Origin of the sequence: Acidovorax sp. SUPP950 (assembly GCF_030158935.1) — a bacterium.
Taxonomy (GTDB): domain Bacteria; phylum Pseudomonadota; class Gammaproteobacteria; order Burkholderiales; family Burkholderiaceae_C; genus Paracidovorax.
In genome coordinates this window covers 1-12,361 of sequence record NZ_BQXE01000001.1, presented here as the reverse complement: position 1 = coordinate 12,361, position 12,361 = coordinate 1, and the positions used below count along the sequence as shown (strand labels likewise).

The 12,361-nt window shown below is 64.8% G+C and carries 9 protein-coding genes; 5 read left to right on the top strand and 4 right to left on the bottom strand.

Going from position 1 to position 12,361, the window contains the following annotated elements; translation table 11 throughout:
* Positions 1–210 precede the first annotated feature (210 nt).
* The 5 genes from AVME950_RS00045 (at position 211) to AVME950_RS00025 (ending at position 5,540) form a co-directional block, all read left to right on the top strand.
* Positions 211–765 (top strand): hypothetical protein, encoded by a 555-nt coding sequence (locus tag AVME950_RS00045; RefSeq protein WP_284428246.1) that lies wholly within the window; start codon positions 211–213, stop codon positions 763–765.
* A gap of 20 nt (positions 766–785) precedes the next feature.
* Entirely contained in the window at positions 786–3,353 is a 2,568-nt protein-coding gene (gene mobH / locus AVME950_RS00040) for a MobH family relaxase (protein ID WP_284428245.1), read from the top strand.
* Positions 3,346–3,678, top strand: a complete 333-nt coding sequence (locus AVME950_RS00035; protein WP_284428244.1) for a hypothetical protein — start codon at positions 3,346–3,348, stop codon at positions 3,676–3,678. Before mobH ends, AVME950_RS00035 begins: the two co-directional genes overlap by 8 nt.
* Positions 3,679–3,745: 67 nt before the next feature.
* Positions 3,746–4,138 (top strand): hypothetical protein, encoded by a 393-nt coding sequence (locus AVME950_RS00030; RefSeq protein ID WP_284428243.1) that lies wholly within the window; start codon positions 3,746–3,748, stop codon positions 4,136–4,138.
* Between the two features lie 391 nt (positions 4,139–4,529).
* Complete coding sequence (locus tag AVME950_RS00025; protein ID WP_284428242.1) at positions 4,530–5,540, top strand: Bug family tripartite tricarboxylate transporter substrate binding protein; 1,011 nt, start codon at positions 4,530–4,532, stop codon at positions 5,538–5,540.
* A 7-nt stretch (positions 5,541–5,547) separates the two neighbouring features.
* On the opposite strand, the gene AVME950_RS00020 is transcribed toward AVME950_RS00025, so the two are convergent.
* From AVME950_RS00020 to AVME950_RS00005, 4 genes are all read right to left on the bottom strand, one after another.
* The gene (locus AVME950_RS00020; protein WP_284428241.1) at positions 5,548–5,973 is read right to left on the bottom strand and encodes a hypothetical protein; all 426 of its coding nucleotides are present in this window, start codon (positions 5,971–5,973) and stop codon (positions 5,548–5,550) included.
* On the bottom strand, positions 5,974–10,869 hold the full coding sequence (locus tag AVME950_RS00015) for an RHS repeat-associated core domain-containing protein (RefSeq protein WP_284428240.1): 4,896 nt from the start codon (positions 10,867–10,869) through the stop codon (positions 5,974–5,976).
* A 65-nt stretch (positions 10,870–10,934) separates the two neighbouring features.
* Positions 10,935–11,366: a DcrB-related protein gene (locus AVME950_RS00010; RefSeq protein WP_284428239.1), complete on the bottom strand. Its 432-nt coding sequence runs from the start codon at positions 11,364–11,366 to the stop codon at positions 10,935–10,937.
* Between the two features lie 33 nt (positions 11,367–11,399).
* Positions 11,400–12,361, bottom strand: a 962-nt coding sequence (locus tag AVME950_RS00005; RefSeq protein WP_284428238.1) for a DUF2345 domain-containing protein, incomplete at its 5' end; no start/stop codon positions are given.

Sequence of the window (12,361 nt, the reverse complement as noted above, 5' to 3'; positions counted from 1 at the left end):
CTGTCATCGCCGGCAACCTCTCTTCCTAGATGATATTCCAGACCACAATAAAAACGCCAGCTATTTCCACGAATCCTGTTCCCATATGAGAGAGGCCTTGGTGCCACGGCAGCGGTAACACACTCCCGCAGTGTTTTCAAGCAAGAACCTTGTGGCTCATAAAGCAGGTTGTGAGAGGACACATGTTCACGAAAAGCCTATCGTGACCTGATGGACGAGCCTGGACGCCACCCCTCTCTTTTCTCTCAACACTTGCCCGTACGGCCTTCCGACGAACCGCCGTATCTGGGACGCGATGTTATGGATCGCGGCTGCGCTGTGTACGCCATTGTTGATGGGCTGGCCCAGCTGGGCCTTGCCGACAAGGTTGCGGCACTGCTGCACTGGCTCGGACGCTTCGAGGGCTTGGAGAAGCACCTGGAGGAGGAACTCGATCCCACCCTGTGCGTTCGCCAGATCGTCCTCCAGCAGGCTGCAGAGACGCCGCTTGCTGCTAGGCAAGCGGCATCGTCACGCGACTCGTCGTGGCGCAATATCGTGGCCGCGATCCTGGAGCAACCCTTCGTCCACACCTGCAGCGACTGGAGCGGGCCGGATCTCCGGCCGCGGGTCGTGTGGGATCCATTGGCTCAGCCGTTCCTTGAATTCCTGGCCGAAGGCCGGGCGGGGGAGGACATGGCGACCTGGATGCCGGAAGATGGCAATCCTGAACGCGCGCGGCAATCTTCATTGCAACTGCTGGCCCAGGGTGAAGGTACGTTGTGAAATCCGTTGCGGCACGGCTCTTGAGCATCCTGCCGTGGGGCAGGGCGTCTGCTGACCGCGTGCAGCCGAAACCCTTGTCGGGCGCTGCGCCTGGCGTGGCCGCCGCTGAGCACGGCCAGGCGGACGACGGTGAATCGCCGTTCCCGCCACTCGCTGGCACCCAGCCAGGCTGGCTACGCGTGCTGGGCGCCGAGCAGCTGCTGGCCACAGTGCAGGCCTCCAAGGCCATCCAGGAGATCTGGCGCAAGTCCTGTCAATCCCGCGAAACGTGGGAGCGAGACCTTCTGCCCGCAATCCACCGCTATGCCGAGTTCGTCCAATTGATGCCCGCCTCCGAGGCACATCACCATGCCCACGCCGGCGGGCTGCTGTCGCACACCATTGAGATGCTGTTGGCCGCCATGACCTGGCGCAATGCCCATCTGCTGCCGGGTGGCAGCGAGATCGAGGAGATCGACGCACAGCGTGATCAGTGGACCTACGTGGTCTTCTTTGCGGCGCTGCTGCACGACATCGCCAAGCCGATGACGGATCTGCGCATCCAGTGGCGGTGCGACGGCATGGCCGATTCGATCCGATGGGCACCGACTGGCGGGAGCCTGGTGCAGATCGCGGGCCGCCGCCCTGCGGCCGAATACCTGGTCGACTTCGCTCCGAAGAGCCAGCGCGAGTACGGCGCGCACGCGAGGTTGGCGCAGCTGCTGCTGCCCCGCATCGCGCCCGAGTCTGCGCTGCAGTTCCTCGCGTACACGCCCACGGCGTTGGACGCACTGGAAAAGTACCTGAGCGCGCAGGACAAGGAGAGCCTGGTCGCGCAGATCGTTCGGCGGGCCGACAAGCTCTCTACGCAGCGCGCATTGCTCAGTGGACACAAGGCGCGGTTCTCCACGGCGAAGGCGGTTCCGCTGATCGACTTGCTCATGCAAGCCATCACGTCGATGCTGCGATCAGGATCCACGCTGCCGCTCAACCGAAGTGGCGCCGCCGGCTGGGTCTACGATGGTGCCGTTTGGTTCGTGGCCAAGCGCCTGGCCGACACCGTGCGCGAGTGGATCAAGACACACGAACCGGACGAGGCGGTGCCGGGCGATGCAAAGAACGATCGGCTGTTCGACACCTGGCAGGAATACGGCGCCATCGAGCTCAACCCCGCTACCGGCCAGGCGATTTGGTATGTGACCGTGAATGGCAACGCGGAAGAGGGCGGCGAGGCCTCGGAGCAGGGCGCCTACGTGCACGAGCTGGCGATGCTGCGATTCCCGCTTGCGAAGCTCTTTCCCGATGCGAGCAAGTACCCGGCGCTGATGCGTGGCCACCTGCAGCTGCGCGAGCGCCGCAAGGGTGATGCTGCCGAGACGGCAACGTCTGCCAGAGTGACGGGCGCGCCGGCGGAGAACGAGCCGTCTGCGCTCCCGATGGTGCGTCCTGCAGCTGAGGCAGGCCCAGCAACTGCGCCGCTGAAGCAAGCTTCCGACGCCGCTGCCGCAAAGCCAGACAGCAAGCCCGCGAAACTTGCTGCAGTGCTGCGAGAGCCTGCGTTCAACAAGCCCAAAACGCCCAAGCCTGCTACAGGTTCTGGCAAGCCTCGTGAAGCTGCGCCAGCATCTGGATCGGAGCCTGTGGCAACCAGCACTGAGCCAAAGCGCACATCCGCGATGGGCATCCCCAACTGCACCAGCGCGCCCAATCCGCCTCAAACTGCAGCAACCGGCACCCCACGTGAGGATGCGCCAATTCTGGAGCCTGCGAAGCCCGTGCCGATCGCGTCGGAAGAGGCGGCGTATCTGATCGACGATTCGGACTTCCTCGATCCGATGGAGTCTGCGGCAGCGCTCAAGCGGCAGAAGGCCACTCGGCCCGTGGCGCCACCCGCTACTCGCGCTGCTGGCGCGGTGCCGGCCCAGGTACACGAGACTGGCCCAAGCGTTCAGCCGCCTTCCAGTCGGCACCCAACTCCGCGCCCCGCACCGAGGGCGGCCAAGCCGGCGGTCGCTTCTCCTGCATCGATGCAGAGAAAGGCGCCACTGCCACGGCGCGAGGGCGGCGTGAGCGCCGAGTTTCGCCGCATGGCGGAAGAACTGGATGACCTCCCGGAGATCATGCCGCGCACTGCGCAGCAGGCCTCAGCGGCTCCGCCGGCAGCGCCAGAGCCCGTGCTGTTGGTGCAGCAGCTCCCGCGTCTCGCAAGCGGGAACGACAAGCCGGCCCACGAGCCCAGCGAGCTCGCCATCGCGTTCCTTCGATGGATCCAGGAGAGGCTGGTAAGCCGAGACCTCACGTACAACGAGCCGGGGGCAGCGGTGCATTTCGTGGAGCAGGGCATGGCGCTCGTGTCGCCGCTGATCTTCAAGATGTACGCACGTGAGGTGGGAGACGAAACCGATGCGCAGGAACTCGGGACACGTGTGCAGCGCGAGGTCATCAAGTGCGGCTGGCACATGCCCGGGCCCAACCGCACGAACATCGTGCGATTCGCGATCCACAGCCGCGGCAGCGTGGCCGGGCACCTGTCTTGTGTTGTTCTGGTCGAGCCGTCACGGTGGGTGCAGCCGGTACCGCCGAGCAATCCGGTTCTAAAAGTTGTTTAACAAGAAAGTCGAGGCATTGATGGAGCAGGATTTTGACAGCGTGGCATGGCAGGCGAAGTGCGAAAAGATCGTGGACGGTGCACACCGCGGCTGCGGATTGGTATACGAGATTTTCGAGCTGCGGCTCTGCGCGTCGTTCGAGCAGGCACTGCGCGCCCTGCCGGAAGCGCATCGCGAGGAGGCTATCAAGCTAGCCCGGACACACGGCTATGTCACCCCTGAAGAGGCTGCAGCCTCCTCCGTGGGTTCTTCGGTCGACAACGGCTATTGCCACCACGGTTTTCCGCCGAACTGCTGCCCGATTGGATGCGATGACGTCGACTGAAAAATTGGGTATCAGGAAGGCCCGGCATGACCCATTGGCGGTTGTTCACGAAGCGAGATGATGTCGAATGAAAACTTCGAACAGTGTTATCCAGAAAGCGTTTGACGAGATTGAATGGGCGCACCAATGCGCGGATCTGGCCGCTCGGGCCCGGGGCCGCAGTGGAACCGTATGGGAGCTCTATGTGCGCCACTTGAGCGCTGACGTCGATGAGGCGCTGCAGCATGTTCCTGCGCCCGCCACCAAACGAGCCATCGAGATTGCGCGTGACTTTGGCTACGCGGGCAACGAGAACGAAGCCGCGTATTTCGTTTGGGAGGCATCCGATATGGAGGCGGTCGGCCTGAGCGATGAAGAGCTGACTGCGATCGAGGGTATCAACGCCAGGATCGACGCGCATCGGCAAAAGTCCGGCAAAGGCCAGCTGAAGTGCATCGTGCTTGAGCGTAGCCAGGTCTAGCGGACGGCCGATTGCTGGGCGGTGGGCGACTCGCACGCTGCTTGAACTTTTGTAGCGCGCTCCTGAGCCTGCGCGCGCACCGTGGGTAGATTGCCACGGGTCTGAAGTTGACACTATCCGCAAACTTACCTAGAGTCCGCAGCGTGCGTCAACGGAGTTCTGGGGATCGAGCACACACCGTGTAAGCAAAAGTTTCGAAGGCCGGCAACGGCCTTTTTCAAAACCCATGCGACTAGACACGATGTATATTATGTAAAATCACTAATGCACGGATGCTTGCGTGATCTGCTTTGATTCTCACCATGCCACGCCCGCCTTGCATTAAGCTGAGCAAGCCCCTGCATCTGCACTACCCGCAGTTTGCTTGACTACAACGATATGGAGACAAGCCATGCGCATTTCACATCCGGCGGTACTCAGCCGCCGTCGCCTCGTTCTCTCAGGCTCTGCAGCCGCCGTTTCGGTTCTGCCATGGCGCATCGGGAGTGCCCAATCCACCTGGCCCACGAAACCACTGCGACTGGTGGTCCCATTTGCGCCCGGCGGCAGCTCCGAAATCGTGGCCCGCGCGGTCGCTGCAGAAATGTCCAAGACCATCGGTCAGAACGTGTTCGTGGACAACAAGCCGGGCGCGGCAGGAAACATCGCCATGCAGGAAGTCGCCAACAGCACCGACGAGCACACATTGATCCTGGGCCATATCGGTACGCTGGCCGTCAACCCCTACATCTTTCCGAAGCTGCCATACGACGCCAACCGTGACTTTGCGCCCATCACGCTGGTGTCCAAAGTGCCAAGCTTGTACGTGGTGCATCCGGATCTGCCGATCAAGAGTCTTTCGGAATTCATTGCCTATGCAAAAGCCCGTCCGGGCCAGCTCAATTACGGTTCTGCGGGAAATGGCAGCGCTGGCCATTTGGCATTCGAGTATTTGAAGATGGTGACCGACACGTTCATGTTGCACGTGCCTTATCGGGGAACGGGCCCCATGCTCACCGACCTGATGGCCGGCCGTCTGCAGGCCGCAGCCGTGGGCGCACCGGCCCTGCTGCCTTTCATCAAGGCCGGGAAATTGCGCTGCATTGCCACGGGAACCGCACAGCGGCTTCCCCAATTGCCGGATGTGCCCACGGTGGCTGAACAGGGGTTCAAAGGTTTCGAAATGACCCAGTGGTACGGGTTGATGGCCCCCAGCAAATGGCCCAAAGCCAATCTGGCCAAACTGGAAACCGAGGCCGTCAAGGCAGCGCGAAGCTCTCTGGTCAAGGAAAAGCTGTCTCAGGAAACGGCTTTGGCGGTTGGAAACACCAGTGCGGAGTTCGACGCATTCATCAAATCAGAACAGGCGCGCTGGAAACCCGTCATTGCGCGCGCCCAGATCAAACCCGAAGGAATGGGCTGAAGATCAGCTAAGCGCGGCGAAAAAAAGGCCACTGACTCGTGTCGATCGAGAAATCACTGGACTCTTCATCGCCACGAAACTCAAGGCGATTGAGGAAGGGGTCCAAAACGACCGCGGTAAAGCCTCCTGGATCGAGTTGCAGCAATTCGATGGACACGCCTTGGCGCACCCAGCGCTCGCACAGCGAGAGAAAGTCGCCATTCACAAAGATGCTGCACAGCGATGACGGCTGGAGCGCGTTGATTTGTTCAACGTGCTCCACAAACTTGAGTTGCAAACGCACCAAGCCATCTTCTGCCACCCAAAACTCGCTGTAGCTTCTTTTGAACCCGAGGTCTTTCTCGTAGAAATTTCGCGCTCGTTCTTCGCCATGGCGCGGTATGGGCACATGGATCCACGTGGCGATGTACTCGTTGGAAAAGGAAGAATCCATTCAGCATCCCAATTTGGATTTTGGCCGGCCGCTCACAGGCGCCGCGGCTCGCGCGGCAGCAATGGCCGCTGCGTTTCCTCGCGCCGGTTTGACGCCAAGGTCCGTCAAGGCCTGTTTCTCCGCAAGGTAAAAAGAGCTTCGATTTTCTGCGCCATCGGCCCCGATATCGATGAATTTATAACCTTCTGCATGGCGATCATTGATCCAGTCGATATTGCCTTGCACGGCCTTGCGCTCCCATTCGTAGGAACTCATGGTTTCGGTGGAGGCGCCACTGGAACGGATGACTCCAGGCCAGTCCTTCTTGATCGTTCTGAACTCGTGTCCCGACAGACGGGGGTTCTCTCTCATCGCCTTGGCATAGGCCTCCACCGCGCCCTGCCCCTCTCCGATGATGACGTACTTTTCCAGGCCCCAAGGGTCGGTCCACCGCAATGGATTGTCCGCATAGAGATGCAGATGGCTGCCACCCGCCAGCCCGATGGGGTCGGCGCTGATGAAGCGCCCGATGTCCGGGTCGTAGAAGCGGAACGTGTTGTAGTGCAGCCCTGTGTCACGGTCCAGGTACTGCCCCTGCAGCCGCAGGTTCTGCTCGATCGCCTCGCCCCGGCCGTGCGCCTGCGCCTCGGGGATGGCGCTGCCGTCGATGCGCACCGCCTCCCACTGCTCCCTGAGCGCCCCGCCCCAGGTGCGGTAGCTGGCGCGCCAGCGCACCTGGCCCTCGGGGTCGGTCAGTTCCTCCGGCAGGCCCGAGGGGTCGGCATGGAAGTAGTAGATCTGCGCGCCGTCCGGCGCCTCTTCGCGTGGCGCGGCCTGTTCCCTGGCCCGCCCCGTGGCTGGCACCGTCGCCTGCACAGCTTCGACCGCCCAGCCCCCTTGCGCATCGATGCGCGCCAGCGGCACATAGCCGCCCGGCTCGTACACATAGCTGGTCACCCGCGTCCCGCGGCGTTCCTCGATCAGCCGCATTCCCTCCCACACGAACTCCGTCACTCCGAACGCGTCCTCGCTCGCCACCCGCCGCCCCAGCGCGTCGTAACGGTAGCGCGTGACCTGGCGCGTTGCCTCGGCCGTGCCCGGGCGGCGCACCGTGGTCACGGCCACCAATTGGTCCTCCGCATCCCACTCGAAGTGCTGCAGCGTGTGCCGCCCGCTCTTTTTCTGGACCAGGCGGCCCAGGCCGTCGTAGGCGTAGCGCTTGTCTTCGTACACGCGCACGAGGTTGTCGCGCAGGTAGCCGCGCGAACCGGCGCCCGCCGGTCCCGCTCCCACCCCGTGACTTGCCTGCGAGTCCATCAGGTTGCCGGCGGGGTCGTAGTCGAAACGCTCCTGCGTGCGCTCGGGGCCCGAGGCGCCCGATGCATTCGGCGCGCCCTGCCCGGCCCCCGGCCCCAGGCGCAAGGCCTGCAGCACCCGCCCGGTGCCGTCGTACTGGAAGCTGCTGCGCCCCTTGTGGCTGTGCACGCTGTCGCGCAGCTCGCCCGCCGCGTCGTAGCGGTATTGCTTGAGCAGGCCGGTGGCATGGCTGGGGCCGTGCTCGGCCAACTCCACCTGCTGCTGATGCCACTCGCGCTCCCAGCCCGCCGCCTGCAGGCCCGCATCCGAGCGCGTCCAGCTGCCAACGCGCCGCCCCAGCGGATCGAGCAGATAGCGCGTTCCCAGGCTGCCCTGGCTGCGGTGCACTTCGCGGTGCAGCGCATCGCGCTCGAAGTCGGCGATCAGCCGGTGCGCCTCGCTCGCCGGCACGGCAGTCAGGTCATCGCCTTCTTCTCTTGCCGCTTCGCCTCCTTCAACCGCTTCGGCCGCCAGCGATTCCCGCAGGCCCAGGCCGATGCGGTGCAGGTGCCCAGAGCCGTAGCGCAGGTAGTTCAGGCTGCGCTGCAGCACCCGGCCGCCTGGCCGGGCGACGGCAGGCAGTTCAGTGCGCGTGCGGTGCCCAAGCGCGTCGTGCGCGTGGCGCAGGCGGTGGGTGTGCCCGGTGACCGCGTCCGTGGCGTGCTCGGCCACCAGATGGCCCACGGCGTCGTATTCGAAGCGCACGGTGTGCAGCAGCTCTTCCCGGGCGGGATCCTGGTGGTCAGGTTCGCCATCTCCTTCTTCTACCACCCGCAGGCGCGCGGCCTCCACCACCCGCCCCGCGGCATCGTGCCGGTAGCGCAGGATCTGGCCCTGGCAGCGCTTTTCCATGAGGCGCCCGAGCGCGTCGCGCACGATTTCGGTGCGCCGCGCGGGCATGGCGCTCTGCACCTTAAGTCCTTGCGCCAGGGTGCCTTCGGCGGCCTGGGTTTCGATGTCCCCGAACACGTCATCGCCCCCGCCCGCGTGGTGGGTGATGGCGGTGACCTGGCCGTCGGGGTCGTATTCGAGCGCGATGCGCGTGCCGTCCAGGCGCACTTCTTCGATGAGCCGGTCGCCAGCGTCGTAGCCGAAGCGGTAGCTGGCGCCGTTTTCTGTCGTGAACTCGGCCATGCGGTGCGCCACGTCGTAGCGCACGCCACTTTGCCGCCCTTCGGCGTCCACGCGCCACAGGCGCTGGCCCCGCGCGTTGTAGCCATAGCGCGTGGCGCGCGAGAGTGCATCGGTGTGCTGCACGAGGCGCCCGGCGCTGTCGTGCGCGAAGGTCTGGCTGCTGCCGTCGGGCAGGGCCACGGACACGAGGCGCCCGCGCGCATCGAAGGTGCTGCGGGTGACCTGCCCGAGCGCGTCGGTGACACTTTGCAACTGCCCATGCCCGTCGTAGGCGTAGTGGGTGCTTTGCCCGGAGCAGTCGGTGTGGCGCATGAGCAGCGCGCGCTTGTTCCACACGAGGGTGCTGCGCCCGCCCCGCGCGTCGGTGATCTGCACGGGCAGGCCGCTGGCGTCCCAGGCAGTCTCGGTGGTGCGGCCGTCCGGCGTGGTTTCGGTGGTGGGCAGGCCCCGATCGTCGTATTCCCAGCGCCAGGTGGCGCCGTCGGGCCCGGTCACGCGCAAGGGCACGAACCAGCGGCTGTCCCACAGGGTACGTGTGAGCCGGCCCAGCGGGTCGATGATGCCGGTCTGCAGGGCGTTCTCGTCGTACTGAAACGTGATGGTGGCGCCGCTGGGCCGTGTGCAGGCGAGCAGTTCGCGCCGCTCGCTCCAGCGCAGCTGCCAAGTGTGGCCCAGGGGGTTCTGGTATCGGGTGAGGTTGTGATGGCGGTCCCAGCGCCAGCTCTGGCAGCGGCCCAGCTGGTCGGTGGCGGTCGTTTCGCCGCCGCTGGATTGCGCCCCCCCGTTCGCAATGCCGTCCTCGCCGGTCAGGGTGTAGGCGATGTCGTAGGTTTCGCCGTCCTCGGTCCAGTGGCGCACGACGCGGCGGTCGCGCAGGCGCTGGCCCTGGGGGCCACGCGCGCCGTCCTGGCGCTCGGGACCGCTGGCCTGCGCGGCGCTCTCCCAGGCGTAGTGGCACGCAAAGCCGCCGGCATCAACCTGCAGGACCATAAGGCGTTCGGTATAGGCAAAGCGCCGGGTGCGGCTGCGCGTGCGGTCGAGCACTTCGGTGAGCTGGCCGGGCACGGGGTCTTCGGGCGAATGATCGGGGCCCTGGCGATCCTGATGCGAACTCTCGGCCGCATAGCGGTAGCTGGCGAGCAGGCCCAGTTGCTCGCCGGGGGCGGCCTGTACCAGGTGGATGGACTGCACCTGGCGGGCCTGCCCCGCATAGTCCAGCCGCAGCACCCGCCCCAGGTGGTCGGTGAGGCCCACCAGACGCCGCGCCCTGTCGTAACGCAGCGCGATCCAGTGCCCGAAACGGTCGCGCAGGCGCAGGAGCTTGAGGACATGGGTGCCGGGCTCTTCGGGCGCCGGGCCGAATTGCTCGTGGATGTGGTCGAGGCCGCTGACTTCGAAGTGACCCCCGGCGGTGCACCCGACGATGAAGCCCTCTCCAGTGTTGAAGAGGGCGTTGCCTGGTTCGACCCAGGGCAACTCGATGTGCCGCCCCTGCGGATTGACGTAAACGAGGCGCCCGGCCTGTCCACTGCCGGGCGCTGGGCGAACCACGTGCAGTTCGATGTCGTACGGCACGCTCCAGCCCTCGCCGTGCACGGTGCCCTGACGGTGATCGTGGTTGCTGTAAAAGCGCCGCCATTCGATGGGCAAAGGCCCGGGGAGCACGAAGTCGGTGTCGCGGCTGCCGTCCAGGACCTTGCCGCCCGTCGCGGGGTGCACGGGATAGCCGATCAGGGACCGGAACCCGCGCCCGAGCCACTCGCCGGCCATGCCGACGACGGCGCCCATGGCCAGGCACCCCACCCGCCCCAGGAAGTTGCCGCGCCCCATGGCCAGGCCGACACCGATCTCCAGCGCGGTCTCCCACCACAGCTTGTCGTCGGCGACGTTGAGGTAGGCGGTCTTGTTGCCGCCGAAGAAGACGGTGTCCGCGCCGGTGGCGATCTGCGCGGCGCACATGAGCTTGTCGCCCTTGCGCGCAGCGGGAAAGGTCTCGATGAAGACGCTGTCGGTGCCCTCGGCGATGAAATTGGGGTTGGGTGAGGAGTGCTTGGTGCAGGCGGTGAAATCGGCGACGGCCCGCATGGCCAGGCGTTTTTCGATGAGAACGGTGCCCGCCCCCTGCGCGCCCAGCTTGCCCGTGATCTCCAGCTCACCGATGTCCTCGGTCATCTCCTGGATCTTCTTTTCCTTGTAGCTGCTCCAGCCGGTCGCCCCTCCGATGAAGCCAGCCAGCAGGCCGCACGCCAGGATCGCCCCGCAGCCCATGGTGGCCACCGATACCCCAGCCAACAGCGCCACCGCACCTGCCACCAGCAAGGTCTCCACCATCCCCGACGCCAGCCGCAATCCCACCCGCGCCAGCCTCGACCACACCGACACGTGCCCGATGTCGTCGCCCAGCCTCGCCGCCGCCAGTCCACCCATGTTTTGTCTCCATCTTTTTTCAAGCCGTGCCTTCAGGCACGTGCGTTCGGGTCGTCGCCCCGTCGTCACTCACGCAAGACGAAACTCCCCAAGACATCGCTCACCATCTTGTGGTGCTCATCGGTGAAAGGGACCGGCAGTGAGAACGTCAGGCTCAGCACCTGGCGCGTGTCCGGCAGCAGGAACAGCGATTGCACGTGGTAAACCGTTTTGCCCTGCTGCTTGTAGCTCACCGAAAACTTCGAGCCGCCGATCTTTTGGCCGGCCCCCAAAAATGCGGGCTCGATCTCGCTGCGGGTGAATTTGCTCACTTGCCGGGAAAGATCGTTCAACTGGCGCTTCAAGAACTCCGGAGGCGTTTCGTCCGCCTCCAGCGGGTCCTTCGAGATCGCGATGGTCATGCCGCCGGAGCCGGGCTCGGGCGCCAGCAGGTGCATGGTGCGGTCCGCCACATGGGGCGGTGCCGTGATGTGGCCTTCTTGGAAGTGATAAAGCATGGTTTTTCTTCTGGAGGCCTCGGGCGGAGGGCCTCAGCAATTGAGGTTGATCTTTTTCCCGAACTGGTCAAGGTCGTCCTGGAAGTTGAAGACGCCTTTCACGCCATTGAGCACGATCGTGCCATCGGCCTTCAAGGTGATGGACGCCGCGCCGCAAACCAGGGTCACGCTCTCTCCCGCCACCTGCGTGATGTTCTTGCCCGCGTTCACGAACACCGTGTCGCTCTGCGCATTCACCACCACGTTTTCCTTGGCCAGCACGTTGGCGTTCAGGCTGGTGGAGGACAGCGATATGTTCTGCTCTGCCACCAGATTCATGTTGCCGGTTTGGGCCACGGAGGCCACGTCCCCGCCCGAGACCATGTTGCTTTGCCCGCCCGAAGTCACATGCGTGAGCATGCCGGCCTTGGCCAACTGCGTGAGTTGCGCGCCACTGGAGATGGTCACGTGCTGCTGTGCATGCACCGACGTGCTCTGGCCCGAACTGACGACGATGGGCTTGGGACTGATCATGCTTTGCCCTTCCGGGCTCACGATGGACACGATCGGCTTGGTGATGTCCTTGGACAAATCCATCAGGCCACGCGCGTCCGGCATGGCAGGGTCGGTGTTGGTGGGCATGGCCGTTTCCGCGCCCCCTCCTCCATCACCACCCGAGCGGGAACTTGCCATCTTGGCCAGCGAGGCCAAGCCGCCCGCCGCGCCCCCGGTCATGGCCGCAATGCCTGCCCCCATGCTGGCGATCTGCGAAGACTTGGCATCCGCCAATGCGCCGATGGTGGCGTTCACCGACGACACGGCCTGCCCGGCCTCCTGCATGAGTGAAGAGGTGTTGGCAAGGGTCGCACCCAGCTGATCGAACCCATCCGGGTTGTTGCTCGCCACCTTGGAGGTGAAGTCCTGCGGGTACGTGGTGATCAGCAGCCCCTTGTCCGCCCGGATCGACCCCCACAGGTCCGTGCGCAGCTCGAACCCGTACCCGCGCTGCGAGCCGC

Bases quoted from the DNA above. Each gene is read 5' to 3' on its own strand.
- AVME950_RS00010 (WP_284428239.1), bottom strand. From the start codon at position 11,366: ATGCTTTATCACTTCCAAGAAGGCCACATCACGGCACCGCCCCATGTG.
- AVME950_RS00045 (WP_284428246.1), top strand. From the start codon at position 211: ATGGACGAGCCTGGACGCCACCCCTCTCTTTTCTCTCAACACTTGCCC.
- AVME950_RS00025 (WP_284428242.1), top strand. From the start codon at position 4,530: ATGCGCATTTCACATCCGGCGGTACTCAGCCGCCGTCGCCTCGTTCTC.
- AVME950_RS00030 (WP_284428243.1), top strand. From the start codon at position 3,746: ATGAAAACTTCGAACAGTGTTATCCAGAAAGCGTTTGACGAGATTGAA.
- AVME950_RS00020 (WP_284428241.1), bottom strand. From the start codon at position 5,973: ATGGATTCTTCCTTTTCCAACGAGTACATCGCCACGTGGATCCATGTG.
- AVME950_RS00015 (WP_284428240.1), bottom strand. From the start codon at position 10,869: ATGGGTGGACTGGCGGCGGCGAGGCTGGGCGACGACATCGGGCACGTG.